The sequence below is a fragment of the Thermomonospora cellulosilytica genome (genome assembly GCF_014138835.1).
Classification (GTDB): Bacteria; Actinomycetota; Actinomycetes; order Streptosporangiales; family Streptosporangiaceae; genus Thermomonospora; species Thermomonospora amylolytica.
On the sequence record NZ_JACJII010000001.1, the window covers coordinates 4,919,707 to 4,944,249 of the forward strand.

Annotated in this window: 28 protein-coding genes and 1 pseudogene; 17 read left to right on the forward strand and 12 right to left on the reverse strand. The window is 70.0% G+C overall.

Annotated features, from left to right (window positions below; all coding sequences use genetic code 11):
- Positions 1-46: 46 nt before the first annotated feature.
- From HNR21_RS22960 to HNR21_RS22970, 3 genes are read left to right on the forward strand one after another with little or no spacing between them, the layout of a single operon-like run.
- The gene (locus tag HNR21_RS22960) at positions 47-385 is read left to right on the forward strand and encodes an ArsR/SmtB family transcription factor (RefSeq protein WP_182706812.1); all 339 of its coding nucleotides are present in this window, start codon (positions 47-49) and stop codon (positions 383-385) included.
- Entirely contained in the window at positions 382-858 is a 477-nt protein-coding gene (locus tag HNR21_RS22965) for an SRPBCC domain-containing protein (protein WP_182706813.1), read from the forward strand. Before HNR21_RS22960 ends, HNR21_RS22965 begins: the two co-directional genes overlap by 4 nt.
- Positions 855-1,481 (forward strand): dihydrofolate reductase family protein, encoded by a 627-nt coding sequence (locus HNR21_RS22970; RefSeq protein WP_182706814.1) that lies wholly within the window; start codon positions 855-857, stop codon positions 1,479-1,481. The genes HNR21_RS22965 and HNR21_RS22970 overlap by 4 nt, the downstream gene beginning before the upstream one ends.
- A gap of 117 nt (positions 1,482-1,598) precedes the next feature.
- Here HNR21_RS22970 and HNR21_RS22975 read toward each other — a convergent pair whose 3' ends face one another.
- Together HNR21_RS22975 and HNR21_RS22980 are read right to left on the reverse strand one after the other, a co-directional pair.
- Positions 1,599-2,891, reverse strand: a complete 1,293-nt coding sequence (locus HNR21_RS22975) for a tetratricopeptide repeat protein (protein ID WP_182706815.1) — start codon at positions 2,889-2,891, stop codon at positions 1,599-1,601.
- 377 nt (positions 2,892-3,268) lie between these two features.
- Positions 3,269-3,934 (reverse strand): TetR/AcrR family transcriptional regulator, encoded by a 666-nt coding sequence (locus HNR21_RS22980; protein WP_220500264.1) that lies wholly within the window; start codon positions 3,932-3,934, stop codon positions 3,269-3,271.
- Between the two features lie 75 nt (positions 3,935-4,009).
- Between HNR21_RS22980 and HNR21_RS22985 the strand changes: the two genes are divergently transcribed.
- Together HNR21_RS22985 and HNR21_RS22990 are read left to right on the forward strand one after the other, a co-directional pair.
- Entirely contained in the window at positions 4,010-4,417 is a 408-nt protein-coding gene (locus tag HNR21_RS22985; protein WP_182706816.1) for a RidA family protein, read from the forward strand.
- A 105-nt stretch (positions 4,418-4,522) separates the two neighbouring features.
- Entirely contained in the window at positions 4,523-4,834 is a 312-nt protein-coding gene (locus tag HNR21_RS22990; RefSeq protein WP_246446643.1) for a hypothetical protein, read from the forward strand.
- Positions 4,835-4,841: 7 nt separating this feature from the next.
- Here the strand turns inward: HNR21_RS22990 and HNR21_RS22995 are convergent, their stop codons facing one another.
- The 5 genes from HNR21_RS22995 to HNR21_RS23015 form a co-directional block, all read right to left on the reverse strand.
- Complete coding sequence (locus HNR21_RS22995) at positions 4,842-5,948, reverse strand: sensor histidine kinase (RefSeq protein WP_182706817.1); 1,107 nt, start codon at positions 5,946-5,948, stop codon at positions 4,842-4,844.
- Entirely contained in the window at positions 5,941-6,648 is a 708-nt protein-coding gene (locus tag HNR21_RS23000) for a response regulator transcription factor (RefSeq protein WP_182706818.1), read from the reverse strand. Before HNR21_RS23000 ends, HNR21_RS22995 begins: the two co-directional genes overlap by 8 nt.
- Positions 6,649-6,755: 107 nt before the next feature.
- Complete coding sequence (locus HNR21_RS23005; RefSeq protein ID WP_182706819.1) at positions 6,756-7,748, reverse strand: D-alanine--D-alanine ligase family protein; 993 nt, start codon at positions 7,746-7,748, stop codon at positions 6,756-6,758.
- On the reverse strand, positions 7,745-8,797 hold the full coding sequence (gene alr, locus HNR21_RS23010) for an alanine racemase (protein WP_220500265.1): 1,053 nt from the start codon (positions 8,795-8,797) through the stop codon (positions 7,745-7,747). Before alr ends, HNR21_RS23005 begins: the two co-directional genes overlap by 4 nt.
- A 74-nt stretch (positions 8,798-8,871) precedes the next feature.
- Positions 8,872-9,327, reverse strand: coding sequence for a M15 family metallopeptidase domain-containing protein (locus HNR21_RS23015; protein WP_220500266.1), 456 nt, complete (start codon positions 9,325-9,327; stop codon positions 8,872-8,874).
- Positions 9,328-9,854: 527 nt separating this feature from the next.
- On the opposite strand from HNR21_RS23015, the gene HNR21_RS23020 reads away from it, so the two are divergent.
- The 4 genes from HNR21_RS23020 to HNR21_RS23035 all read left to right on the forward strand — a co-directional run bounded on the left by HNR21_RS23020 (position 9,855) and on the right by HNR21_RS23035 (position 13,117).
- Entirely contained in the window at positions 9,855-10,376 is a 522-nt protein-coding gene (locus HNR21_RS23020; protein WP_182706822.1) for a toxin-antitoxin system HicB family antitoxin, read from the forward strand.
- Positions 10,377-10,468: 92 nt separating this feature from the next.
- Positions 10,469-11,314, forward strand: coding sequence for a DUF4097 family beta strand repeat-containing protein (locus HNR21_RS23025; RefSeq protein WP_182706823.1), 846 nt, complete (start codon positions 10,469-10,471; stop codon positions 11,312-11,314).
- A 28-nt stretch (positions 11,315-11,342) separates the two neighbouring features.
- Positions 11,343-12,317: an ATP-binding cassette domain-containing protein gene (locus HNR21_RS23030; RefSeq protein ID WP_182706824.1), complete on the forward strand. Its 975-nt coding sequence runs from the start codon at positions 11,343-11,345 to the stop codon at positions 12,315-12,317.
- On the forward strand, positions 12,314-13,117 hold the full coding sequence (locus HNR21_RS23035) for an ABC transporter permease (RefSeq protein ID WP_182706825.1): 804 nt from the start codon (positions 12,314-12,316) through the stop codon (positions 13,115-13,117). Before HNR21_RS23030 ends, HNR21_RS23035 begins: the two co-directional genes overlap by 4 nt.
- A gap of 96 nt (positions 13,118-13,213) precedes the next feature.
- On the opposite strand, the gene rox is transcribed toward HNR21_RS23035, so the two are convergent.
- Complete coding sequence (rox, locus tag HNR21_RS23040; protein ID WP_182706826.1) at positions 13,214-14,647, reverse strand: rifampin monooxygenase; 1,434 nt, start codon at positions 14,645-14,647, stop codon at positions 13,214-13,216.
- 345 nt (positions 14,648-14,992) lie between these two features.
- Here rox and HNR21_RS23045 point away from each other — a divergent pair, with 345 nt between their 5' ends.
- The gene (locus tag HNR21_RS23045) at positions 14,993-15,730 is read left to right on the forward strand and encodes a VOC family protein (protein WP_182706827.1); all 738 of its coding nucleotides are present in this window, start codon (positions 14,993-14,995) and stop codon (positions 15,728-15,730) included.
- A 366-nt stretch (positions 15,731-16,096) separates the two neighbouring features.
- Positions 16,097-16,636, forward strand: a complete 540-nt coding sequence (locus HNR21_RS23050; RefSeq protein ID WP_312881188.1) for a DUF1062 domain-containing protein — start codon at positions 16,097-16,099, stop codon at positions 16,634-16,636.
- 324 nt (positions 16,637-16,960) lie between these two features.
- Here HNR21_RS23050 and HNR21_RS23055 read toward each other — a convergent pair whose 3' ends face one another.
- Complete coding sequence (locus tag HNR21_RS23055) at positions 16,961-18,190, reverse strand: hypothetical protein (protein ID WP_182706829.1); 1,230 nt, start codon at positions 18,188-18,190, stop codon at positions 16,961-16,963.
- Positions 18,191-18,337: 147 nt separating this feature from the next.
- On the opposite strand from HNR21_RS23055, the pseudogene HNR21_RS23060 reads away from it, so the two are divergent.
- The 3 genes and pseudogenes from HNR21_RS23060 to HNR21_RS23070 all read left to right on the forward strand — a co-directional run.
- Positions 18,338-18,751, forward strand: a pseudogene (locus tag HNR21_RS23060) (transposase); the annotation flags it as partial.
- A 74-nt stretch (positions 18,752-18,825) separates the two neighbouring features.
- Positions 18,826-19,155 carry a hypothetical protein gene (locus HNR21_RS23065; RefSeq protein WP_182706830.1) on the forward strand — a complete coding sequence of 110 codons (330 nt, stop codon included), beginning with the start codon at positions 18,826-18,828 and terminating at the stop codon, positions 19,153-19,155.
- 547 nt (positions 19,156-19,702) lie between these two features.
- Positions 19,703-20,089 carry a hypothetical protein gene (locus tag HNR21_RS23070; protein WP_182706831.1) on the forward strand — a complete coding sequence of 129 codons (387 nt, stop codon included), beginning with the start codon at positions 19,703-19,705 and terminating at the stop codon, positions 20,087-20,089.
- A gap of 67 nt (positions 20,090-20,156) precedes the next feature.
- Here HNR21_RS23070 and HNR21_RS36660 read toward each other — a convergent pair whose 3' ends face one another.
- Entirely contained in the window at positions 20,157-20,495 is a 339-nt protein-coding gene (locus tag HNR21_RS36660; protein ID WP_376766598.1) for an IS3 family transposase, read from the reverse strand.
- Positions 20,496-20,798: 303 nt separating this feature from the next.
- A complete protein-coding gene (locus HNR21_RS23075) occupies positions 20,799-21,533 on the reverse strand; it encodes a hypothetical protein (RefSeq protein WP_182706832.1) in 735 nt (244 codons plus the stop codon).
- 281 nt (positions 21,534-21,814) lie between these two features.
- On the opposite strand from HNR21_RS23075, the gene HNR21_RS23080 reads away from it, so the two are divergent.
- Both HNR21_RS23080 and HNR21_RS23085 read left to right on the forward strand, forming a co-directional pair.
- Positions 21,815-23,029 (forward strand): XRE family transcriptional regulator, encoded by a 1,215-nt coding sequence (locus HNR21_RS23080; RefSeq protein ID WP_182706833.1) that lies wholly within the window; start codon positions 21,815-21,817, stop codon positions 23,027-23,029.
- Positions 23,030-23,148: 119 nt separating this feature from the next.
- Positions 23,149-23,814, forward strand: coding sequence for a phosphotransferase (locus HNR21_RS23085; RefSeq protein WP_220500268.1), 666 nt, complete (start codon positions 23,149-23,151; stop codon positions 23,812-23,814).
- Positions 23,815-23,852: 38 nt separating this feature from the next.
- On the opposite strand, the gene HNR21_RS23090 is transcribed toward HNR21_RS23085, so the two are convergent.
- Entirely contained in the window at positions 23,853-23,990 is a 138-nt protein-coding gene (locus tag HNR21_RS23090) for a hypothetical protein (RefSeq protein WP_182706834.1), read from the reverse strand.
- A gap of 99 nt (positions 23,991-24,089) precedes the next feature.
- Here HNR21_RS23090 and HNR21_RS23095 point away from each other — a divergent pair, with 99 nt between their 5' ends.
- Positions 24,090-24,542 (forward strand): iron chaperone, encoded by a 453-nt coding sequence (locus tag HNR21_RS23095; RefSeq protein ID WP_119730500.1) that lies wholly within the window; start codon positions 24,090-24,092, stop codon positions 24,540-24,542.
- Position 24,543: the final 1 nt, after the last annotated feature.

Consider the following 24,543-nt stretch of genomic DNA (forward strand, 5'->3'; position numbering starts at 1 on the left):
CACTTAGCCCTTGCGCTAACCATTGTGAGGCCGGATACTTAGCCGTATGGCACAGTATTCGGCGCAGCTCGACGGGGTGTTCCTCGCCCTCGCCGACCCGACCCGGCGCGCCGTGGTCCGGCGCCTCGGCCACGGGCCCACGAGCGTCGGCGACCTCGCCCGCGAGTTCCCGATGACCCTGCCCTCGTTCATGAAGCACGTGCGGACGCTCGAATCGAACGGGCTGATCCGCACGGTCAAGTCCGGCCGGGTGCGCACCTGCGTGCTCAACCGGGAACGGCTCGCCTTGGTCGACGACTGGCTCGCGGAGCAGCGCCGGATCTGGGAGGAGCGCACCGACCGCCTCGAACAGTTCGTCACCGACCCGGAGGAGAACCGGCAATGAACCTTGACCGTGACCTCGATCTCGACCTGGAGCGGATCATCCGCGCCCCGCGCGCGACCGTGTGGAGCGCCTGGACCGACCCGTCCCGGCTCGAGCGGTGGTGGGTCCCGGCGCCGTCCCGCTGCCGGGTGGACCGCCTGGACCTGCGGCCCGGCGGGGCGTTCGTGACGCGGCTGAGCGACGACGGGGGCGAGTTCGTCCCGCACATGGACGCGTGCTTCCTCGCCGTCGACGAACTCGAGCGGATCGTGTTCACCAACGCGATCGACAGCGCGTGGCGTCCCGCGAGCCCCGCCCCGGTCGCGATGACCGCCGCGATCACGCTGACCGATCACCCGGACGGCACGCACTACCGGGTCGTCGTCCGGCACGGCGACCCGGAGGCCCGCGCTCATCACGACAAGCTCGGCTTCGCCGAGGGCTGGGGGACGGTCGCCGCCCAGTTGGCCGCACTCACCGAGAACATGCAATGAAGATCACCCTCACCGAGTTCGTCACGCTCGACGGGGTCAGCCAGGGACCCGGCTCGCCGGCCGAGGACACCGGCGACGGATTCACCCGCGGCGGCTGGCTCGTCCCTCACATGGACGAGACGTTCGTCCGGCGCGTCTCCGACTGGCTCGACCTCGCCGACGGCCTGCTGCTCGGACGGCGGACCTACCAGGCGTTCGCACGCGACTGGCCGAAGATCACCGACCCGGCCGACCCGTTCGCCGAGCGGATGAACACCCTGCCGAAGTACGTCGTGACCAACACCCTCACCGAAGGGACCTGGAACCCCACGATCGTCCTCAACGGCGACCCGGTCCACGCGGTCACCGAACTCAAGGCACGGCCGGGCCGGGAACTCCAGATCCACGGCAGCGCCCGCCTCGGCGACGCACTGCTGTCGGCGGGCCTGATCGACACGCTCCGCCTCGTGATCGCCCCCGCCGTCCTCCGGACCGGCCGGCGGCTGCTGACCGGCGCGGGCACCCCGTCCGGCCTCCGCCTGCTCCACCACGAGGCCACGCCGAACGGCCTGCTGCTCCTCGAATACGAGGTGACCGGCCAAGCACGCCAAGGCGAATACGAGGGCGTCGCCGCCTTCACATGAGCGGCGCCACCGGGAGCTCGGCACCTGATCCCGTCCGGTGTGAGCCGGGCCTTTACCTCCGGGTCACTCTCGCCCCCTGGCGGAGCGGCTCCCGGGACGCCCGTGCGGTCGCGGCGATCAGGTGGCCCTGCCGGGGGCGATGTAGACGTTCATGTCGGTGAAGTCGAGGGTGACGTTGTAGGGCTTGTAGAAGCTGTGGGAGAAGTGGGCCACCACCTCGAACCCCTCGCGGCCGAGCGCGGACCGGTTGTTCGCGTAGCAGTAGACGTCCTTGGCGGCGGCGTTGCCGAGGCGGATCTCCTTCGGGTAGCAGGGGTGGCTGACGATCGGCCGGCCCCCGGCAAAAGCCTCCCGCGGGCGGTCGTAGTCGGTGCGGATCCGCAACTGCTTGGCCGTTTCCTCGGTGATGCCCGCGGCCATTTCGCCGGGCCCGCCGATATGCAGGCCCACCACCCGTGCGCCGGAGCCTGCGATGCTGCCCCTGCTGAACAGCAGGTGCTCATGGGCCAGCCACAGCGGCAGGGGCTCGGCTCCCGCCCGTTCGGCGTCGGCGCGTGCCTGCCTGGCCGTTTCGGGGGTCCGGCGGCGCAGGATCAGCGACCGGCCCGCGTAGTCGACGGTGGTCAGGAAGTGGTACAGGATCCACGTACCGATCAATCCGTCCCCCAACGACTCTGCGCCGTCCTCTGCGTCCGACCAGCTCACGGGGATGTTGCGCAGTTCGATGCCGCCCAGTTTGAAGGAGTCCAGCACCCCGGAGTAGCTCGTCACGGTTCTGCCCTCGTGCTCGAACTGTTCCTCGACCACGGCGCGCAGCCCGGCTTCCTCGGCCGCCTTCTGCGACAGGTTCAGCGACGCGAGGCGCGTGTAGAACGAGAACCTCCTCGGCGGTCCGCCGTTGAGTGAGGCCTCTACCAGCGGGCTCGGGTCCATCTGCTTCCATGGCACCCGCGCGATGTCGCCGTGGATCTGATACGGCTCGCCGCGGAATGCCGCGAACAGTTTGGCGTAGCCGTTCTCGCCGGCCGCTTGCCAGTGCGGCACGGAGAGGGAGAACTTGTCCTGCCGGATGTAGCAGTCGCCCAGGAACCGGTTGGCCTCCCTGTCGTCGGGCGCCAGCGTGACGGCCATCTTGAGGTACTTCTCGGCGTCGGGAAACCTGTTGGCCAGCAGCCCCACATAGCCGCGCTGGCGGGCCGCGTGCACGTTGCCGGGATCATTTTTCAGGATCTCCTCGTAGGCCCGGCCGGCCTGCTCGAACTTCCCGGCCCTGAACAACGCGTCCGCGTCACCGCCGTCGGCCTGCGCCGTGGCCGCCTTGCCCAGCAGCGGCGCGGTCGCGGCGGCACCGGCCACCACGGCGGCGCCCCGGAGCAGCGAACGCCGGTCCCATCCACCGTCATCAGCCATGGCCTTCTCCTTTTCGTGGTCACCTTCCGAGGCCGGGGCAGCATGCCCCCGGCACGGACCGCTGTGGTCCATGCCTCCACTGAAGACGGAGGACCGTTGCGGCGGCGTATGCGTTTTTCGATACGCCCGCGATACACGCGATCCCCGGCATCCAGGCCGAGCTCGCCGTCACGGCCGCACATCTGCCCTGGACCGTGAACGCCTGTGAACCGCAGCGGCGGGACGCGCATCCACCGGCAGGTCCAGACGGGGCCGCCCAAGCGGACGGCGGAGCCGGCCACCGGATTTCCCGTCAACGATCTAGTGCCGCATCAGGCAACGTTCGCCCCCCGTACTTGGTCCTCGTGATGTTCTTCGCCCGCGATTCAGAGTTGTTGTCATCGAGGCGAGACATCCGTTGACACCGTGTCGGGGTGTTCGGAGCAGTGATCGGATGTCACAGGGCGCCAACCATGTTCAACCGACCGGCGGCATTGTTCGGGGTCGTCGCCTGCGCTGGTGAACAGGGCGATCAGCAGCGGCACGCCATGGGCGAGCGCTTGACGGGGCAGGGGGCCGGTGGCGACCAGTGATGCCAGTCCATGACCGATGGTCCAGCTCTGCGTGGCCAGCTCCAGCGGGTCGATGTCGCCGCGAAAGCGGCCGGCGGCCATGGCCCGTTCGACGGCCCGAACCAGACAGTGCAGCGTGTCATCGGCGGCCGCGGCGTCCTGGAGTTCGAAGCCGGCGTCGAACATGACCCGGTAGAGATCTGGGCTGGCCAGGGCGTTGGACAGGTAGGCGGCGCCGAGGGCGGCCAGGTCCTGTACCGGATCCTCCGACGGCGCGACCGCGGCGAGCCGGGCCGCCAGGCGGGTGAAGCCTTCCTGACGCATTGCCGTCCACAGGCCGTCCATGCCGCCGAAGTAGGTGTAGACGGCCATGGTCGAGACGCCGGTTCCGGCCACCAGCGAGCGGAGCGTGACCGGCTGCCGGGCGGTGAGCATCTGCGCGGCTCGGTCGATGAGCAGGGAGCGGACCGCCGGATCTTTCATCCTCACCATGGCATCACAATACATAGCATTGCTATGTTTTCGGGGAGCGCAGAACACGTCTGTGCCGGTTCTCAAGGAGCGGACATGACCGTGACGCTGGTCAACCCCGACGGGCTGCCGAAACCCGACGTATACCGCCAACTGTCGATCGCCACCGGGTCGAAACTGGTGTTCCTGGCGGGCCAGGTGGCCCGCGATGCCGAGGGGCGACGAGTCGGCGAAGGAGATCTGGCCGCTCAGGTCGAGCAGGCCTATCTCAATATCGGCACCGCCCTGGCCGAGGTCGGCGGATCCTTCGATGACGTGGCCAAGCTGACCATCTACGTCGTCGACTGGACACCCGACAAGATGCCGCTGCTGGGAGAGGGCGTCACCCGGGCGGCGGCGAAGCTGGGGATCGACCCGGTCAAGCCGATCACGCTGCTGGGCGTTGCGGCGCTGGGAGAACCCGATCTGTTGGTCGAGGTCGAAGCCACCGCGGTCATCGACTGAATCAGGGCGCCCCAGACACGCCCATCACAGACATGCCCGTCGACCTCCTGGGCCGGCGGGCGTGACCACTTCAGACTGCGGGCATGTCCGACCGGGTGCGGGTCCGTGAACTCGATGACGACCGGGGGCAGCGGCTGCTGCGGATTCAGCCCGCACCTGACCACCGAAGCCGACAAGCGGGTCGGCCAATGGGCGGCGGCAAACAACGTCGAGATCGCCTGCACGCCGACCAACTCATCCTGGCTGAACCGCATCGAGGCCCAGTTCACGGCCCTGCGCTGCTTCACCCTGGACGGCACCGACCATGCCGGCCACCGCGAGCAGGGCAGCATGATCCGCCGCTACCTCGCCTGGCGCAACCGACACACCAGCGACCCCGACCTGCGCCGGGTCGTCAACCGGGCAAACGTTGCCTGATGCGGCACTAGTGGGCCCGGTTCGGGGGCGATGCCTGCGGCGTGCGGGGAAGCCGGACCGTGACGAGGAGACCACCGCCGGGGCGGGGTGTGAGGTCGAGGGTCCCGTTGTGCGCTCGGACGATGCTGTGCACGATGGCCAGCCCGAGGCCGATGCCGGCGTGCTCGTTGGTGCGTATGCGTTGTGTTCCGCGCTGGAAGGGTTCGATGAGGGTCGGCACCAGTTCCGGTGGGACCCGATGGCCGGTGTTCTCGACCCGCAGCACGCTCGCGTCGTGCTGCGACTGGGTGTGGACCGTTACGGTGCCGCCGGTGGGGAGGTTGTGGACGATGGCGTTCTGGACGAGGTTGGTCATCATCCGCAGGATGAGCTCCGCAGAGCCGACGGTGTGCGTCGTCTCGCCGGTGACGTTGAGCGTGATCTGGCGTTTTTCGGCCAGGGGGAGCAGCGTTTCGGTGACTTCTTCGGCGATGAGGGACAGGTCGACGGGCTCGCGGGTGAAGCTCCTGCGGTCGCTGCGGCTGAGCAGCAGGAGGGCCTCGGTGAGGTCGATCGCCCGCGTGTTGACGGTGTAGAGGCGTTCGAGGAGTTGTGCCTGGTCCCGCGTGGGGTCGCTGCGGGCGACGTCGAGGAGTGTCTGCGCGATCGCCAGCGGGGTGCGCAGTTCGTGGGAGGCGTTCGCGGCGAACCTCTGCTGTTCGGTGATGTGGGACTCGAGTTGTTCGAGCATGGTGTCGAACACGTCGGCGAGTTCGCGGAACTCGTCGTTGGGGCCCTCCATGCGGATCCGGTGGGACAGCGACCCGTTGGCGGCCATCCGCGCCGCGTCCGTGATCCGGGTGAGTGGTGCGAGCATCCGGCCGGCGAGGATCCATCCACCCAGGAGCCCGAACGCCAGCAGGAAGGCCAGTGCCTGGGCCGCGCGGGGAACGAAGGCGCGCAGGAGGTCGGAGCGGTTGGGTACGAACCCGAGGGCGATGATGGGGCGGTCGGGTACGTAGCGCAGCAGGAACACCCAGACCACGGCCAGCAGCAGGGCGCCGGCGAGCAGGAGGAATCCGGCGTAGCTGAGGGTGAGTTTCAGCCGGGCGCTGAGCCCTGGGCGTCTATTCATGAGTGCCGCCGGGGCGGGCGGTGCCCTCGCCGGTGTCCAGGCCGGTGTCGATGCGGTAGCCGACGCCGGGCACCGTGGCGATGAGCCATGGTTCGCCGAGTCGTTTGCGCAGGGCGGAGACGGTGATGCGGACGGCGTTGGTGAAGGGGTCGACGTTGGCGTCCCAGGCCCGCTCCAGGAGCTCTTCGGCGCTGACGACGCCGCCCTCGGCGGCGACGAGGACTTCGAGCACGGCGAACTGCTTGCGGGTGAGCGCGACGTAGCGTCCGTCGCGGAAGACCTCCCGGCGGAACGGGTCCACCCGCAGGCCCGCGATCTCGCGCACCGGGGGCCGGGCGTACGCGCGCCGGCGGTCCAGCGCCCGCAGCCGCAGCACGAGCTCCCGAAGCTCGAACGGTTTGGTGAGGTAGTCGTCGGCGCCGAGCTCGAACCCGGAGGCCTTGTCGTCGATCCGGTCGGCGGCGGTGAGCATGAGGATCGGGACGCCGCTGCCCGAGGCGACGATGCGCCGGGCGATCTCGTCGCCGGAGGGGCCGGGGATGTCGCGGTCCAGGACCGCGATGTCGTAGGAGTTGATGCCGAGCAGTTCCAGGGCGGTGTCGCCGTCGCCGGCGATGTCGGCGGCGATCGCCTCCAGCCGGAGACCGTCACGGACGGCTTCGGCCAGGTAGGGCTCGTCCTCCACGATCAGCACGCGCATACCCGAAGCCTAGGCGGCACGGCATATCGCCGACGTATGCGAACCGGACCCCGGCACGGTGACCGTGATCTCCTCTGCCTTTCGCGACGTCTGCCGGGCCGGCCGGGTCATGGCTTCACACGCTCAGATCCCGGGCTCGCGGGTCCGGGCACGGTGGCGGCGTCGACCAGGCGCGCGACCAGCTGCTCGTAGGGCAGTCCGGCTGCGGCGAACATTCTGGGCACCTGGGAGGCGGCCGTCATCCCGGGCATGGTGTTGACCTCGTTGAGGACGGGGCCGTGGTCGGTGAGGAAGAAGTCGATGCGGGCGACACCGGCGCAGCCGAGCGCGTCGAACATCCGCAGCGCCGCCCCGGTCAGGGCCGCCCGGTCCGCGCCGTCGAGGTCGGCGGGCACGGTGAACCGGGCTGAACCGTCGTACTTGGACCGGGTGTCGAACAGGCCGTTGGCCTGGATCTCCAGCGGCGGCGACGCCCATCGACGGCCGTCGGCCTCGCGCAGGACGGCCACGTCGATCTCCCGGCCCTCGACGACGTCCTCGATCAGGATCCGGTCGTCGAAGCGCGCCGCGCCACGCAGCGCCTCCCGTAGCTGGGCGGCGTCGCGTGCCAGGGCGACACCGAAACTCGACCCGGCCGAGGCCGGCTTCACCACCACATCCGTCTCGAACCCGATGTCGGCGATCTCCGCCGCCGCCACCAGCCGGCCGGGAGCGGTGCGGATCCCGACGGCTTCGGCCACGAGCTTGGTCGCCCACTTGTCCATGCCGACCGCTCCGGCGCGCAGGCCCGAGCCGACCATCGGCGTGTGCGTCAGGGCGCACAGCGCCGCGAGGGTCCCGTCCTCGCCGCACGGGCCGTGGACCGCGGGGAAGACGACGTCGGCGCGTTCGATGACGTCCAGTGCCGCCGCCAAGGAGGTGATGGCCTGCGACCCGAGCGCGTCGGCTCCTCGCCGCCACGTCCCGTCGCGGTCGATGGTCAGCTCGTCGACGTCGAATCCGCCGGAACGCAGAGCCTGCGCGACCGCTGTGGCGGTGGCCAGGGAAACGTCGTGCTCGGCGTTCTGTCCGCCGCCGATCACCACGATCCGCCGTGTCATGCGGTGCTCCTTTTCACGCGCGGCCCGATGCCGGTGACGATGGTGTGCGGAATGGTCCCGGCCCAGCGAGCCCAGTCCTGGATGGTCGGGGTCGCGCCCCCGTCCGGGCCGAACACGGTCGCGGACGTGCCGACCGGGAAGGACTCGGCACCGGTGTCGATCACGATCTGGTCCATCGAGACCCGTCCGACGACCGGGAAACGGCGCCCGCGGATCTCGACGCCGGCCTGGGGCGAGAGCTCGCGCGGGATCCCATCGGCGTATCCGACGGGCAGGACGCTCAGGTGGGTGGCGCGATCGGTGACGTACGTGCCGCCGTAACCGACCGGCACGCCGGCCGGGGCCGCCGTCGTGTGCGCGATCGGTGTGGTCAGACGGGACGCGCCGTGCATCTCCACGGTCCCGGAGGGATCGATGCCGACCAGTCCCGCCCCGACGCGGACCATGCCGAAATGTGTCGCCGGGTCGGTCAGCGTCCCCGATGTGGCCGCGAGATGGGCAAGCGGCGAACCGAGCCCCGCCGCCCGGACCGCTTTCAGCGCCTCGTGCATTGCGGCGACCGCCGGCGCGTTCGCCGCGGGGTCGGCCCGGTCGGCCAGCGGAAGATGCCCCATGACACCCACGACGCGGATTCTCCGAGCCCGTTGACCACGCCGGGCCAGACCGATCAGTTCGTCCCACTGCCCTCGGGGGCAGCCGCCACGCGACATTCCGGTGTCCACATGCAGGTGAACCCGCACCGGCGACGCGGCCTGCGCAACAAGCGCGCCGAGCTCGTCCACCGACCCGACCGCGACATCGACCCTGGTGGCCGCTGCCGCTTCGGCGTCGATCCCGGAGGGGTGCAGCCAGGTGAGGATCGGCACCGCCAACCCCGCGGCGCGCAACGCGCAGGCCTCCGCGACACTCGTCGTCCCGAGCCACCCGGCACCGGCGGCCACGGCGGCCTTGGCGACCGTGACGGCGCCGTGGCCGTAACCGTCGGCTTTGACCACGGCCATGATCGTGCTCGGAGTCCGCGCGCGGATCTCGGCCACGTTCGCGGTCACGGCCGCAGGCAGCGTCTGCAAGGTCGGGGGTCGAAAGGTGCCTGATCGACGCTGAAGCGCGTCCGGAGCCCGATTCACGGCTGCGTCCTCGGGTTCTCAGCCGGATCCGCGTACATCGGCGGGCGACCGTCGTCGACGGCATCGGGGCGCAGTTCGTCATGCCAGGGCTCATTGTCATAGATCCGACACAGCCCGTACGCGGCACCGTGCTCGCACAGCCAGGCCGCGGCAGCCGGATGCGGCAGCCGGATCGGCTCGACCGTGCGGTACTCGAAGTGCCACCACTCGTTGTCGTAGGTGAGGCCGATCAGCTGTCCGTCGCGCCAGAACGCCTCGGCTCGCGCGTGCGTGAACGCCGCCAGCGTTTCCGGTGTCAGCCCGCGGAGATCCTCGGCGGGGAAGCGCAGGCCCAACGCCCACTGGCAGGCCAGGAAGCGGGCGCGGCCCGGTGCGAGGCAGAAGGCGATCGGCACCAGCAGCACCGCGATGAGCCGGGTGACGGTCGCGAGGACGCGCGCTTTGATCGCCAAGGGGGGATTGGCCACACCTCACCGCCGAAGGGTCGGGCCGTACGCACGGTCCCGGTCGGCGAGAGCCGGGCGGAGCATCAGTCCGGCGATCGCCGCACCGAGGATCGCCGGACTGACGAGCGCGATCCTGGGCGTACGACGGGCCGGCGCTGACAGTGATGCGCTGTGGTTCATGCCTCCACTGAAGAGGGAGAGCCGTTGCGGTGGCGTATGCGCTTTTCGATACGCCCGCGATACACGCGATCCCCGCCATCAAGGAACGGGCGCAAGCCGGCGGTGAGAGGGTCCCGCCGCCGGTGATCGCACCAGCCCGGCTCCTGCAGGTGCCGGACGACTCGTCCGTGAACATCGCGCACTCATGCGAGACACACAGTCACCGTCATCACAGGGCGGCTTGGGCCTGCTCGAGGAGAGACCGCTGAGACGGCATGTCCGGGCGGTCGGACGACCACGCATGACATCATCTCGATGCGCACTGACGTCATTAGCCGGTTGACGTGACGTCATGATGGCGTCATAGTTGAGGCATGGACCTGATGCCGTACGTGGAGAACCTCCGCCGCGAGCTCGCCGTCGCCGCCGAGGCGGGCGGCCCGGACGCCCGCGCGCTGGCCGAGCGCCTCACCGGCGTCCTCGAATCGGCCGCCAGGCTCACCCTGCTGGAGGCGTTGTCAGCGGCGGCGGACGAGATCACCCGCGATCTCGCACCGGGTTCGGTCGACGTGCGGCTGCGCGGCGGCGACCCGGAGTTCGTGGTGACGCCGCCGCAGCCGGGGCCGTCTTCGGAGGGCGCGGTCGGCGGGGCGGAGACGGCGCCGCCCGCCGGGCCGCCGGCCGGTGAGGAGGGCGGCACCGCGCGGGTGACCCTGCGGCTGCCTGAGCACCTCAAGCTGCGCGTGGAGGAGGCGGCCGGCCGGCAGGGGATCTCGGTCAACGCCTGGCTGGTCCGCGCCATATCCGCCGCGTTCGAGCCGGGCGCCGGGAGTCGTCCCGCCGACCGGCCGCAGCAGCCCCCGAGCGGGCGCAGCTACACCGGCTGGGTGCGTTAGCGGCACCCGCCCGGGCCCCCATTACCCGTCACCACTCATCGCCCGGCCCCGAGGCCGGGATATCGCACCGGACCCGTGAGGAGGGCTCCGCCATGCCTGCTTTCGACACCCCCGAACCGATCACCGCCGACATTCAGATCTACACCGGCCAGGTCCGCGTCCACGCGAGCGACCGGACCGACACCGTGGTGGAGGTGCACCCCACCGACCCGTCCACCGAGGCGAGCGTGCAGGCCGCCGAGCGGACGATCGTCGAGTTCTCCGGCGGACGGCTGCTGGTCAAGGGTCCCAAGCCCAACATCCTCGGGCAACTGCGCAACTGGCGCGGCTCCATCGACGTGACCGTCGACCTGCCGGCCGGCTCCCGCGTCGCGGCCGAGGTCGCCGCGGACTTCATCGCCACCGGCCCGCTCGGTCGGACGGTCCTGCGCAGCCTGTTCGGCGACGTCCGCCTGGAAGAGACCGGCCCCCTGGAGGCCAAGGCCTCCGTCGGTGACATCTCCGTCGACCGGGTGACCGGATCCGCCGAGGTGACCACCTCCACCGGGTCGATCCGGATCGGGACCATCGACGGCCCCGGCATTCTGAAGGCCTCCACCGGCGCCATCACCTTCGGCGAAGCGACCGGAGACCTGCAGATGAAGACCGGCACCGGCGACATCACCATCGACCGGGTGGTGGGCGACCTCACCGCCAAGACCGCGCACGGCCGGATCCGGATCGGCGCGGCGGTGAGCGGCACCGTCCGCCTGGAGGGCGGCCACGGCAAGGTCGACGTCGGGATCGCCGAGGGCACGGCCGCCTGGCTGGACCTGCACTCCAAGAACGGCGTGGTGCGCAACACCCTGATCGCCGCCGAAGGCCCCGAGACCGGCGACACGGTCGTCGAGGTGCACGCGCACACCAACTGGGGCGACATCGCCGTCCACCGGTCCTGACCCCCGGACACCAGCAAGGAGACCCCTCATGAGCGACGCGATCACAGCCGAAGGACTGGTCAAGAGATACGGCGAGGTGACCGCCCTGGACGGGCTGAGCTTCTCCGTCCCGCAAGGGACGGTGCTCGCCCTGCTCGGCCCGAACGGCGCCGGCAAGACCACGACGGTACGGATCCTGACCACGCTGCTGCACCCCGACGGCGGCCGCGCCACCGTCGCCGGATACGACGTCGTCCGCGACGCCCGGCGGCTGCGCGCGCACATCGGGCTGTCCGGCCAGTACGCCGCCGTCGACGAGCACCTCACCGGCGCCGAGAACCTGGAGATGGTCGGACGCCTCTACCACCTGGGCGCCAAGCGCAGCAAGGCCCGCGCCCGCGAGCTGCTCGAACGCTTCGACCTCACCGACGCCGCCGACCGTCCGGTGAAGGGCTACTCCGGCGGCATGCGCCGCCGCATCGACCTGGCCGGCGCGCTGGTCGCCGACCCGCCGGTGCTGTTCCTGGACGAACCCACCACCGGCCTGGACCCCCGCGCCCGCGCCGCGCTGTGGGACACCATCTCCGAACTCGTCGCGGGCGGCAGCACGCTGCTGCTCACCACCCAGTACATGGAGGAGGCCGACCGCCTCGCCGACCAGATCATGGTGGTCGACCACGGCCGCGCCATCGCCCGCGGCACCGCCGACGAGCTCAAGGACCGGGTCGGCGGCAACCGCATCGAGCTGACCGTGACCGACGCCGCCGAGCTGGAGACCACCCGGCAGACGCTGGCCTGGTTCGCCGTCGGCGCCATGCGGACCGTGCCGGAATCGCTCCAGATCACCGTCCCGGTCACCGACGGCCCCGAGGCGCTCCGCCAGATCCTCGGCCGGCTCGCCGACGCGGGAGTCCGGGTGCGGGACGCCGGGCTGCGGCGACCCACCCTCGACGACGTCTACCTCACCCTGACCGGGCACCGGGCGTCCGGCGCCGGCCCGCAGGCCCAGGAGGCCACCCGATGAACGCGCTCACCATGCCCATCGCCGACGGCTGGACCATCGCCAAGCGCAACGCCCTGAAGATCAGGCGGTCGCCGGACCTGCTCGGCGCCGCGGTCATGTTCCCGATCGTGTTCGTGCTGATGTTCGCCTACGTCTTCGGCAGCGTCATCGACGTGCCGGGGATGTCGTACCGGGAGTTCCTGCTCCCCGGCATCTTCGTCCAGGCCGTGCTCATCAGCGCGCAGACCACCGGGTACACGCTCACCCTGGACCTGCAGAAGGGCATCTTCGACCGGTTCCGCTCGCTGCCCATGGCCCCGTCCGCGGTGCTGATCGGCCAGACCGTCAGCGACCTGCTGATGAACCTCGCCAGCCTGGTCGTCATGGCGGTGATGGGACTGATCGTCGGCTGGCGGGTGCACACCTCGCCGCAGGAGGCCGTACTCGGCTTCGGGCTGCTGCTGCTGTTCGCCTACGCGTTCTCCTGGGTCACCGCGACCGTCGCGCTGGCCCTGCGCACGCCGGAGAACTTCAACAACATCGCCACCATGGTCTCCTTCCCGCTGATGTTCATCTCCAACGCATTCCTCGACAGCTCCGAACTGCCCACGCCGCTGCGCGTCGTCGCCGAGTGGAACCCCGTCTCCACCTTCACCCAGGCCGCACGCGAACTGTTCGGCAACACCAGCACCGCGATGAAGACCTCCGACGCCTGGCCCATCCAGCACGCCGTCCCGGCGTCACTGCTGTGGATCGCCGTCATGCTGATCGTGTTCGTCCCGCTGGCGACCCGCCTCTACAAGAAGGCGGTCAGCGCCTGACCACCCGCCCCAACGCCGAGGCGCCCCACCGGCAACCCGCACCGGAGGGGCGCCTTCAGCGTGCTGGAAACGCCCCGGGCTCAAGGGGCCGGTGCATCATCCGCGCCGGACGGGGGCGCCGAACCATCTGGGCAGGTGGTCGAGCAGATCCTGCTGGTCCTCGCCGGCCCAGGCCACGTGGCCGTCCGGCCGCAGCAGCACGGCGGGCACGTCCAGTTCCTCGCTGACGTCGACGACGTGGTCGATCCGGTCGGCCCAGCCGGTGACCGAGAGCCGGCCGGTCTGGTCGAGCAGCAGTCCGCGGCCGCCGTGCATCAGCTCGTAGAGGCGTCCCCGCTTCAGCCCCACGTCCCGCATCCGCCGGCCGAGCAGGTCGTGCCCCTCGCCGAAGTCGTAGCGGACCCCGATCGCGGTGATCTTCTCGATCAGGTACCGGTTCACCTCCTCGAAGTCCATCAGTTCCGACACCAGTCGGCGCACTGCCCGGGGCCCCGGCTCGGTGGACATCAGCTCCATCTGCGCGCGGGTGTTGTCCAGCACGTCGGCGGCCACCGGGTGCCGTTCGGTGTGGTAGCTGTCCAGCAGCCCCTCCGGGGCCCGGCCGCCGATCTCGGCGGCCAGTTTCCAGCCGAGGTTGAACGCGTCCTGGATGCCGAGGTTGAGGCCCTGCCCGCCGGCCGGCGGGTGGATGTGCGCCGCGTCGCCGGCCAGCAGCGCCCGGCCGACCCGGTAGCGCTCGGCCAGCCGGGTGGCGTCGCCGAACCGGGACAGCCAGCGCGGTGAGTGCACGCCGAAGTCGGTGCCGGCGACCGCCCGCAGCCGCTGCCTGAACTCCTCGAGGGTCGGTGGGACCGTGCGGTCCTCGGCCACCCCCTCGGCGGGCACGACGACGCGGTACACCCCCTCCCCGAAGGGAGTGACGCCGAACCGCAGCTGGGTCCTGCGGACTTCCGCGACGATGGCGGCGACCGTCGCCGGATCCTCGGTCACCTTCATCTCGCCCAGCAGCGTCTCGACCTTGGCGGGCTCGCCGGGGAAGCCGACGCCGAGCAGCTTGCGCACCGTGCTGCGGCCGCCGTCGCAGCCGACGAGGTAGCGCGAGCGCAGCCGCGTGCCGTCGGCCAGCTCGGCGGTCACCCCGTCCTCGTCCTGGCTCAGCCCGACCAGCTCGTGGCCGCGCCGGATCTCGGCGCCGAGCTCGGCGGCGCGCTCGGCCAGCAGGCGATCGGTGATGGTCTGCGGGATGCCGAGCACGTAGGGATGCGTGGTGTCCAGCCGGTCGGGGGAGGGCTTGGCGATGCCGGCGAAGAACCCGCCGAGCTCGTACCGCCGGCCGTGCGCGAGGAACCGCTCCAGCAGACCGCGCTGGTCCATCACCTCGATGCTGCGCACGTGCAGGCCGAGCGCGCGGACGTACCTGGTCGGCTCCGTCTCCTTCTCCAGCACCAGCACGCGCACGCCGTGCAGCCGCAACTCGCCGGCCAGCATCAACCCGGTCGGTCCACCACCGGCAATGATCACGTCGAACACGAACCCCCCGTTTCCGCAAGTTCCGGTTTCGGTCGGCGATTCTGCGGCACGACCGGGGTCTTGCCGCAAGCCCCCCGGTGCGCTATAAGTTGAAAGTGGCGAGGAGTCGGCAATCTCCTTGCCCTTTCTTTTTGCCGTGCGCTGTTGGCCCCCAGCGCCATCGACACGCCTCAGCCGCCAGCCGACTCGTAGGGGACCGATCCCGATCCTGGCCCCACAGCCGGGCGGTGCTTGTCGGTGGATGCGGGGATGCCCGGAACGGGGTTCCGGCCGTCGCGGACGACCCCGCCTGCGGCAGGCGCATGCGGGCGGTTCCTTGATCCACGCGGGCATAGGATCGGCGGCATGACGACGCGGCTTGTTCAGATCCATATGAAGGCTCGGGATGACTCGGCGCTCGGCCGGTTCTGGGCGGAGGCGCTCGGCTGGGGGGTTTCCAGCGAGGGACCCGGCGTGACCAACCTCGAGCCCGTGGGCTTCGACTATCCCGACCCCACCGCCGTCTGCATCGACATCGTTGCCGACCCGATGCCCAAAACGGTGAAGAACCGCGTGCACATCGATCTCGCCACCACCTCGGCGGCCCATCAGGCGGACCTGGTCGCGCGCCTGAAGGATCTCGGCGCGACGCCCGCCGACGTGGGCCAGGGCGACGTTCCGTGGACGGTCCTGGCCGACCCCGAGGGCAACGAGTTCTGTGTGCTGGAGCCCCGATCGATCTACCGGGACACCGGGCCGATCGCCGCGGTGGTGGTCGACTGCACGGATCCGCGGGCCATGGCCCGGTTCTGGGGCGAGGCGATGGACTGGACCGTGCACGAGGTGACCGACGAGCATGCGGTGCTGCGCTCCGCCCAGGGCGTCGGGCCGTATCTGGAGTTCCTCCGCACGCCCGATGTGAAGACCGTGAGGAACCGCGTCCACCTCGACCTGCGGCCGTACCCCGGTGACGATCAAGCGGCGGAGGCGGCCCGGCTGCGGGCTCTCGGCGCCAGCGACATCGACATCGGCCAGGGCGACGTGCCGTGGACCGTCCTCGCCGACCCGGAGGGCAACGAGTTCTGCGTCCTCACCCCGCTCTGACGCGGAGCCTTGCCGACCCTCACCGTGGACACCAGCGACGGCCACCGGCCGGGCCTCGACGACACCATCGCCTTCGCCGCTGAGGGGTCCCGGTGGCACTGACGGAGTTTCGGCCGGAAAACCGTTTGAGCCTTCCTTCCGCGTTCCCGTAGCTTGCCTGCGACCCCGTCGCAGTGAGGACAGAGGACAAGACCGCGTGACCCCGCCTGCTCTTTAGACCTGACACCTTCTTCCGCTCACCTGTAGCCGACCCTCTCGTCGGCTCTGCCGGGCTGCCCATGTGCGCCCGGTCGTACGGCGTTTGAGGCCGCGCGCAATCGGCCTCGTGTCAGGTCTAGAGAGCTCATGTCTTCACAACCTCATATCGTGCTGCCCTGGGTCGTTCGCCGGACCAGGCTGCCTCTGCTGTCGTTGCGGTGCGCGGACTGCCGGTCGGAGTCGGCCACCACCGGCGAGGGCAGGTTCCGCGTCAACGCCAACGGCAAGCTGCTGGACGTGTGGCTGCTGGTCCGCTGCGTGTCCTGCGATCGGACGAGCAAGCTCACCGTGCACGAGCGAGCGCCGGTCAGGTCCTTCGATCCGGCCGAGATCCACGGCTACCGCGTCAACGATCCGGAACTGGTGGCGTCCAGGCTGCTGGATCCGCTGTTCGCCCGGCGCAACCGCTTCACCCTGGACTGGACGGGGGCCTGGCGGCTGGACGCCCCGCCGGCACGGCCCGACGAGGCGTGGCCGGTCCAGGTGGAGGTCGTCTTCGAGGATCCGGTACCGGTGCGCCCGGACCGGCTCATCGCGCAAGGGCTCGGCCTCAGCAGGAACGAGGTACGACGCCGGATCAAGTGCGACATTCCGCTGCGCCGTCCGACGAGCGCCGGATTCACCTTCACCGTGATGGCCGGGGACTAGCGGGGATGTAGCCGCGGCGCGCGATCCCCTCAAGCATCCGCGCGAAACACGCCGCGTCCGGGGGCGGCTCCGGCGGTATGGAGCCGCCCCCGGGCGGCCACGGTGTGCGCGGAGCGGGCCGGTAGAGGCAGAGAGCGGGGACTCGGGGACGATCATGGAGGCCATCGGGGCTTCGTTCAGCATGTGCGACGTTGGGAGCCGGCCAGGCCGTCATCTTCCTCGGCAGCGAGCACCCCGAAGCCTCAGGCGCCGGACTTGCCGAAGGGGGGGCGCCGGCAGGGCGGTGGCGCGCAACGTTGCGCATGGCCCGGCCGGTGCCGGGGGTCACTCCGCGTGTGGTGGGTCGTGGCGGGCGCGTAGTTCGGCGGCGACGGCGCGTTCGCGTTGGGCGGCGGCCTCGGCGCGGGCGCGGTCCCGGTCGCGTTCCAGCTCGGCGGCGCGCAGTTGCTCGGCGCGCAGGGTCACGCGGAGTTCGTCCAGTTCGTGGCGGAGCCGCTGGAGCTGCTGCTCGGCGTCGGCCGCCCGGGCGTGGGAACGGTCGGCGGCCTCGCGGGCGCGTTCGGCGTCGGCGGTCGCCTCCGCGCGGCGGGCCTGTTCGGTGCGGGCGCGTTCTTCGGCCTGGTGGCGAGCCTGTTCCGCGGCTTGGGCGCGGTCCTCGGCGCGGTCGCGTTCCTGCTCGGCCGCCGTGGCGCGGGCACGTTCGACGGCCAGTTCCCGGTCGGCGCGGGCGGCGTCCCGGCGTGCCTCGGCGGCTTCTTCGGCGGCCTGGCGCGCCTGCCGTCCGGCGTGCTGGGCGCGTTCGGCCTCCTCGGCCGCCTGCCGTGCGGCCTGCTGCGCCCGCTGCTCGGCGGCGTCGGCCGCCCGCCGCGCCTCGGCGGCGTCCCGCCGGGCCCGCTCGGCCTCTTCGGCCGCCTGCGCGACGGCCGCCTGGGCCTGCGCGACGGCTTCTTCGGCCTCTCGGCGGACGGCGCCGATCCGCTCGTCGGCCTCGCGGCGCACCGCCGTCACCGTACGCTCGGCCTCTTCGGCGGCGGCGCGTGCCTCGGCTTTGGCCTCCTCGGCGGAACGCAGTGCCGCGTCCCGTTCCCGCTCGGTCTCCCGTGCCCTGCGCAGCGCGTCCTCGGCCTGCTCGCGGGCCCGCCGTGCCTCCTCCTCGGCCCGCACGGCCCGTTCGGTGGCCTCCTCACGCGCCGCCATCGCCGCGGCCACCTGCGCCTGGGCCTCGGCGCGGACCGCGCTGATCCGCGCCTCCACCCCCCGCGGCGACAGTTCCGCCTCCAGCGCCTGCGCCAGTGGCGCGACCGCGGCCGCCAGCCCCCGCTCCATCCGCTCGTACAGGTCCTCGGCCCGCGCCAGCGCCCCCTCCAGTCCCGGTACGGACCGCCGCAGCTCCCGGTCCCGTTTGGCCCGCGCCTGACAGTCGGTGCCGGCGCAGTACTCCCGGGGCCGTCCCCGCCCCGCCCGCTGCGGCACCGGCTTCCCGCAGTACCGGCACGCCCGCGCCTCCGGCGCCGCCTCCTCCTGCCCGGCGTCCACCTCGGTCCCCGCGTCCATCCGCTCTCGCTCCTCGCGTCGTCACACCAGCCCCACCATTAAAGATTTTCTATTTCCAGAAAACAAGTATTCCGATAAATCTCCACCGTCTGACTGACGGGAATGTTCGTTCCCAGAAGCCAGCCGCCAGGGACTGCTGTGACAGGGCCGGCGGCCCTTGGGCTGGTCACCGCGGGGCAGCGGGGTGACAGTCCGCGGTTCACCGCCGTCCTGGAAGGCATACGGGTTCCCCGCCTGGGACTCGGCCGCCCTCGTGTTCGTCCGCTGCGGGTGCGCGGCGACAAGGCCTATTCCTCCCGCGCCAACCGGGCCTACCTGCGCAGACGCGGGATCGGCAGCACGATCCCGGAACCGGCCGACCAGACCAGGAACCGCGAACGACGCGGGAAGGCCGGCGGACGGCCTCCGGCCTTCGACCATGAGGACTGCAAAGCCCGTCACGCAGTGGAGTGCGGGATCAACCGGCTCAAGCGCAACCGCGCGGTGGCCACCCGGTTCGACAAGCTCGCCGTCCGCTTCGAGGCCACCGTTCTGGTCGCGGCGATCGGCGAATGGCTGTGACCTGCTGGAGGGGTCGCCCGGCCATGCCATGCTGACCGCGACCAGGGTGAGCGGGGCGAGGGGAGAAGCCGCAGATGGGGGCTGGCTACTACGGTGCCGACAGCGAGAACGGCGACCGCGTCGACGACCCGTCCGAGGACTCGCTGTTCATGCTGATCAGTGACCTCAACGACTCCGACAACACCTTCGTCGTCATCCAGCCCGACCAGGACGACCCCCTCTGGTTCGCCTCGGTAGCAGTCCGGGAAGAGGGCGGCTACGAGATCGTCCGCCGGGACACCACCCGCAACGAGCACGAGGTCACCACGTCGGCCAGCATCAACGACATCGCCCATGACCTCATCATCTGGCTGGCTGGTCGCCACTTCCCCGGACTACCAACCAGCCAAGCCAACGACTTCTAAAACACGGCCTAGATCGTTGATGGGTTATTGCGGGAGCTGGGCCCGGGCGTGGCGAAGGGCGTCTCTGACCGCGCTCCATATCCATCTGGTCCCCCGCCCGGGTCCGCGCCACGAGGGGCAAAATAGCTCTGCGTAACCGTCGTTACGGTGAGTGCTCTCATAAATGACCGGTTGCGCGAGATCAGCGCGCCGTACGTCCAGCGGGGCGTCCTCCAGGTCACCGTTTGCAGAACTCCTCTCACAACCTCGGCGTTCTGAGAAACAGTTCTGAGAGCGCCGTGTCGTGCCCGGAGGCTCTACTTTGCGGCGGAGCGCACGGACCTCAGCGGGGCTCAAGCGACGTCACCCGGGCAATGACCAGCACGGACAAGACCGGACAAGACCGGACAGTCATGGATCTTGGCGGCGGAGCGGGTTTCCTTACAAGCTCTGGACGTCGCTTAACGGCGCGGGCGAGAGGCGGAACGCACGATCTGCCGCCTTGACGCCCCCGCAGACCTGTCACCGCGCGGCCGCTGGCCGCGCACTGGAAGGAGTGAGTGCCCTCGTGAGCACAGCCGTTCGTCTCGCAGGTATCGCAGCAGCCGCGGCGTCGGCCGCCGGCCTTCTGGTGGCCGCCGCCCCCGTCGCCCAGGCGACTCCCGACGTCCAGCAGAAGAGGGCCAACTGCAACTGGAACCCTGCCACCAACGGCGACGGGTACATGTACACCACGAAGGAAATCCGTCTGAGGACGGGCCCCGCCGCGTCCTGCAGTTGGATCGGGTGGTTCGACATGCCCGTGGGGCAGAAGCTGTGGGCTTGGTGCTACACCGTCAACGGCTCGGGCAACACCTGGTACTACGTCCGCCCGGACGAGTCGGGGTGGGACCCGGGCTGGATCTACTCCGGGAACGTCGACGTCGTTGGTTCATCGATCCCCAGGTGCTCCTGAACACGGGGCCTTAGGGCACGCGAGAACTGAGCTGAAGACCAAGCCGGGTACGGCACGGATAGCCGCTTCAAGAACCGGACATACCGGGGCGCCGGAAACGGCTATCCGTGCCGATCGTCGGTCTGGCGGACACAGGGGCCGTTCGGCCGGCCCAAAGATCGCCGACTGCGGAGAGCCTCCCCGCTGACCGGCGGTGATCAGCAACGACAGCACCTTGCGGCCTGCTCACATGACAAGTGGATCTTGATGGTCGGCCCGCCACGATGGCCTGGCCTGCCAGGTTGCGGCGTTCCTTGCGGTGGTGTAGGCCCTGGATGCCGGCCGCGCGCATGAGCCGTTCGACCCGTTTACGGTTGACCGGCTTGCCAGGACAGACGTAACTCGGCGTGAACGCGGGGCGCGCCATATCTCCTGCAGGATTCTTCGTGGGTCTGCCTGATCGGCTTGACCAGTCCGGTGCTCCCGGTGCCTCTCGGCGAGGCGGGCCGGCCCGGTCGTGGTATCCCGATCGGGAAACACCCAATACGGGTGTCGTTAACCGATGTGCTGTCAACCGCGAACGAGAGCTGGTTCCTTAGCCCAGATCGGGCAGAGATGCGCCTTCGGGAGGATTGCCTCCTCATCTACCGGGGGCCCCGACAGGAGGAACCTCCCATGACCGCGTCGCACGGAGATCAACCCGGCTGCCGGAGACTCCGCGTCCCTGAAGTCAACCTGGCCGCCGGAGAACGTCGCGCCTCCGAAGTCGACCCGGCCACCAAAGAAAAGATGCGCTCCTGAAGTCGAAGCCATCGGTGAAGGTGGCGCGGGCGAAGCTGATGGTGCCTGCGGTGAAGCAGGCGCCGTGCAAGTCGCCACCGTCGAAGATGACGCCGGTGAAGTCGAAATCGTGGCCTTGCCAGGAGCGCGGGTCGCCGACGGGCAGGCGCAGGTGGTTGCCGATGAGCCGGATGATGGTGTACCGGACCTCGCATCGGCCCCGGAACTCGGCGCGACGCCGCTCGTGGGCCTCGCGTTCCTCGGTGGTCATGGCCGTCTGCTGGTCATTGTCCAGAGACCCGGGGTCGGGGGTGTAGGGCAGGCGTAGGTAGGCGCACAGCACGTTGATGCAGGTCTGCCGCATGGCGGGGGCGTCGTCGGCGATGCCGGCCAGGGCATGCACGCCGCCGAGCCGAACGGCCGGGCTGGTCTCGCCGAGCCGGGCGACGGCGGCGGTGAACCGGTCGGTGACCTGGCCCTGCTCGGTCAGCTCGTGGGTACGGCGCTGGACTGCCTCGTTGTGATCGACGGGGCGCAGCGCCGCCTCGGCGGTCTGGCGGGCCGAGCGGGCGTTGCTGGCGGTGTAGTAGATCGCCACCGCCGTGGTCGGCCACAGCAACAGCACCACCAGCGCCAGCACGATTCCGGCCGTCCACCACACCCACCGCCGACGCCACCACCGCACCACTACCGGATTCGAGGATTCGGCAGGCGGCTCACCCGGATCGCCCATGCCTCTCAGATGCAAGAGGGGCTCGGACAGATCACCGCTTAGCCAGTCCCGTCGCCTCCGGCTGCACGTCCATGCTTGCGGCGGATGACACCGCCGTTAACGACACCCCGTAGATGGGTCCTTCCCAGGGGCAGGCGGTGATGGGGGACGAAAACTCCTGCCGCCACCGCGCCAACAGCAACAAGATATGCAGCGCAATCCTGCATTGATTTATTTTTCATTTTTCTGCAGACATGGAGATTTCTGTGCGAGTCAGGGTCTTGTGGGGATCTGGTTCGCATGGCAAGATCTTTGATGCTCAGGCTTGTCCGGATCTGTCCGGGCAGGTCAGACGGATCGCGGACGCCTTATTGATCTTGTTGTTGAGATGGTTGCGAGAAATGATGGCCGGTGAGGACATCCCTGTTCCCGAGCGCGCGAATACGGTGGCGGAGTTCGTCGGTGAGATGCGTCGGCTCAGGTCCTGGTCGGGTTTGACGTTTCGGCAGTTGGAGAGCCGGGCGGCGGCCATGGGGGATGTGCTTCCGCGCAGTACGTTGGTGGAGGCGCTCAAGCGTGATCGTCTTCCTCGTGAGGAACTCTTGGCCGCGTTCGTTCGTGCGTGCGGAGCTGAACCAGACACCGTCGCCCAGTGGCTGACGATCCGCAGGAACCTCGCGATGGCCAGCACAGGTGCGGCTCACCAGACCCCGCCCGATTCCCCGGCCACCGCTGCACAGACCGCGTCCGGGCAAAGGCCGGATCCAGGGTTCGCCCCCGACGCCCACCCCGCCTCGGCGCTGCCGGACCCCGTGCCTCCGGCCGCCCCCAAGGCCGCCCGCCGGCAACGGTGGGGCGAGCATCCGGCTCATGCGGTGGTACGGCTGGGCGCGGTGACCGCGATCTCCGCCTTCGTGTGCACCGGAGGCGTCCATGCCCAAACGGGGCAAGCCCCGTCTTCACCGTCCAGCAGCCAGTCTGCGGACGCACGCCATCAGATCACCGGGGCCGTGCCGGGTCGATTGTCCGGTCGCTACAAGATCAAGTCGGCGCACTCCGGTCTTTGCCTGTCGGAACGAACACCTGAATCCAGTGGCCAGATCCATCAACTTCCCTGTCAGGCCGCCTTCCCCCCGCTGGCACTGCAGGCCCAGGCCGACGGGACCTACCTCATCACCCCCAACCATCCGGTGGCAGGCCCAGGATGCATGGGAGTCAGAAAAGCCTCCACAGACCCCGGCGCAGCGCTCTACAACGACTACTGCGGTGACCGGGGTGCCAACCTCGGCGGCGACCGATTCTGGGTGGAACCGGTCACCACACCGACATCCGGATTCCGGATCACTCTCGTCCACAGCAAACTCTGTCTCGGATTCGCCAGCGGCCAAGCCCGCGAAGGAGCACCTTTGCTCCAACAGCCCTGCGACACCGCAGCGCCCCACCAGGTGTTCCTCCTCGCCTCCCCATGACAAGACCAGCAGCACCGACCAGCCCTTGGCCAGCCCAGGGTCTGTTCAGCTAACGGCACCCCTGTTCTGTCGGTTAGCCCCTCGGCGCGGTGCCTTTCTGTCATGTTCCGGCCGCCCTGGTGAAGTACTGGGCTTCGCCCTCCGGCACCGTGGTCTGGTCCGACCGGTTCGACCTGCTGGAACTCCCGTGGCGGCTGGCGCGTGTGGCTCGTCTGATCCGCGACTTCCACGACGCCGTGCAGGACTTCACTCCGCCGCCGGACGCCCGCTGGCGGGCACTGATCCCCGCGGAGGGAGGCGACATCATCGCCCACAACGACCTGGCGCCGTGGAACCTGGTGGCCGGCGAGCAGGGGTGGGTGTTCATCGACTGGGACGCCGCCGCGCCCGGTTCTCGCCTGTGGGATGTCGCCTATGCCGTTCACGGGTTCATTCCCTTGTCGGCGGATCCGGGTCTGCAACGGGCCGATGCCGCCGCCCGGCTGCGCGTGTTCGCCGATGCCTACGGCCTGGACGAGGACCAACGACGGCGTCTGGTGCCCCTGCTGGGCCGCCGTACCCGTTCCATGCACGACTTCCTGCGGGACCAGGCCGCCCGGGGCACCCAGCCCTGGGAGGCTCTGGGCGCAGGGTCACGGCGACGGCTGGCGCAGCGACGCCGAGTACATCGAGCACCACCAACAGACATGGGCGCGGGCCCTGCTCGATGGGTGACCGCGACGTCGGGACGACTCGCGTCCGCCGACGACCGCTCGGGTGAACGATTTGATCTGTCGAGAAGCTGATCACCAGCGAGCGTCAGTGGGGCGCGCGTTCTGCCGGCTCAACGCTCCGTTGTCGGCGCGTAGCGCCAGCGGCTGCCCTGGCGCTCGACCGGCCCCGTGCTCGTCGCCTCGTCATAGCCCTGCGGGTGCAGGGCCGGCACCGACTCATTGTCCGTGGTGGTTTCCGTGGTCAGCACGGAGGCGGCCCGTACCCCTACTGGGAGATGCTGTGATCACAGCGATCAGCCCGGCGGGACATCCCGGGCCGATCGTGACCCACATCTAAAGGAGTGAACATGGCCGGTAGCGAGAACAGCACGTACGAGGGATTCACGGCCGAGGAGCGGGCCGCGATGAAGGAGCACGCTCAGGAGCAGAAGAAGGCGGCGCGCCGCGGCTCGCGCGCGGACAAGGCGGCGGAGGCGGAGCGGGACGTGCTCGCGAAGATCGCCGAGATGCCGGAGGCGGACCGCATCCTGGCCGAGCGCGTCCACGCCATCATCAAAGCCAACGCCCCGGCCCTGGCGCCGAAGCTCTGGTACGGGATGCCCGCCTACGCGCTGGACGGCAAGGTCGTCTGCTTCTTCCAGAGCGCGGCGAAGTTCAAGGCACGCTACGCGACGCTCGGGTTCAACGACCCGGCGAAGCTGGACGAGGGTGCGATGTGGGCGACCGCCTTCGCCCTGACCGAGGTGACGCCCGAGGTGGAGGCGCGGATCGCGGCGCTCGTGAAGCAGGCGGTGAGCTGAG

What these genes read in the sequence shown, in the direction of transcription:
- HNR21_RS23080 (WP_182706833.1), top strand. Translation starts at nt 21,815, where the DNA reads ATGGAGATTTCTGTGCGAGTCAGGGTCTTGTGGGGATCTGGTTCGCAT.
- HNR21_RS36660 (WP_376766598.1), bottom strand. Translation starts at nt 20,495, where the DNA reads ATGGCGCGCCCCGCGTTCACGCCGAGTTACGTCTGTCCTGGCAAGCCG.
- HNR21_RS23035 (WP_182706825.1), top strand. Translation starts at nt 12,314, where the DNA reads ATGAACGCGCTCACCATGCCCATCGCCGACGGCTGGACCATCGCCAAG.
- HNR21_RS22995 (WP_182706817.1), bottom strand. Translation starts at nt 5,948, where the DNA reads ATGAATAGACGCCCAGGGCTCAGCGCCCGGCTGAAACTCACCCTCAGC.
- HNR21_RS23000 (WP_182706818.1), bottom strand. Translation starts at nt 6,648, where the DNA reads ATGCGCGTGCTGATCGTGGAGGACGAGCCCTACCTGGCCGAAGCCGTC.
- HNR21_RS23045 (WP_182706827.1), top strand. Translation starts at nt 14,993, where the DNA reads ATGACGACGCGGCTTGTTCAGATCCATATGAAGGCTCGGGATGACTCG.
- HNR21_RS23020 (WP_182706822.1), top strand. Translation starts at nt 9,855, where the DNA reads ATGGACCTGATGCCGTACGTGGAGAACCTCCGCCGCGAGCTCGCCGTC.
- HNR21_RS23030 (WP_182706824.1), top strand. Translation starts at nt 11,343, where the DNA reads ATGAGCGACGCGATCACAGCCGAAGGACTGGTCAAGAGATACGGCGAG.
- HNR21_RS22970 (WP_182706814.1), top strand. Translation starts at nt 855, where the DNA reads ATGAAGATCACCCTCACCGAGTTCGTCACGCTCGACGGGGTCAGCCAG.
- HNR21_RS22980 (WP_220500264.1), bottom strand. Translation starts at nt 3,934, where the DNA reads ATGGTGAGGATGAAAGATCCGGCGGTCCGCTCCCTGCTCATCGACCGA.
- HNR21_RS23055 (WP_182706829.1), bottom strand. Translation starts at nt 18,190, where the DNA reads ATGGACGCGGGGACCGAGGTGGACGCCGGGCAGGAGGAGGCGGCGCCG.
- HNR21_RS22975 (WP_182706815.1), bottom strand. Translation starts at nt 2,891, where the DNA reads ATGGCTGATGACGGTGGATGGGACCGGCGTTCGCTGCTCCGGGGCGCC.
- HNR21_RS22965 (WP_182706813.1), top strand. Translation starts at nt 382, where the DNA reads ATGAACCTTGACCGTGACCTCGATCTCGACCTGGAGCGGATCATCCGC.
- HNR21_RS22960 (WP_182706812.1), top strand. Translation starts at nt 47, where the DNA reads ATGGCACAGTATTCGGCGCAGCTCGACGGGGTGTTCCTCGCCCTCGCC.
- HNR21_RS22985 (WP_182706816.1), top strand. Translation starts at nt 4,010, where the DNA reads ATGACCGTGACGCTGGTCAACCCCGACGGGCTGCCGAAACCCGACGTA.
- HNR21_RS23005 (WP_182706819.1), bottom strand. Translation starts at nt 7,748, where the DNA reads ATGACACGGCGGATCGTGGTGATCGGCGGCGGACAGAACGCCGAGCAC.
- HNR21_RS23025 (WP_182706823.1), top strand. Translation starts at nt 10,469, where the DNA reads ATGCCTGCTTTCGACACCCCCGAACCGATCACCGCCGACATTCAGATC.
- HNR21_RS23095 (WP_119730500.1), top strand. Translation starts at nt 24,090, where the DNA reads ATGGCCGGTAGCGAGAACAGCACGTACGAGGGATTCACGGCCGAGGAG.
- HNR21_RS23065 (WP_182706830.1), top strand. Translation starts at nt 18,826, where the DNA reads ATGGGGGCTGGCTACTACGGTGCCGACAGCGAGAACGGCGACCGCGTC.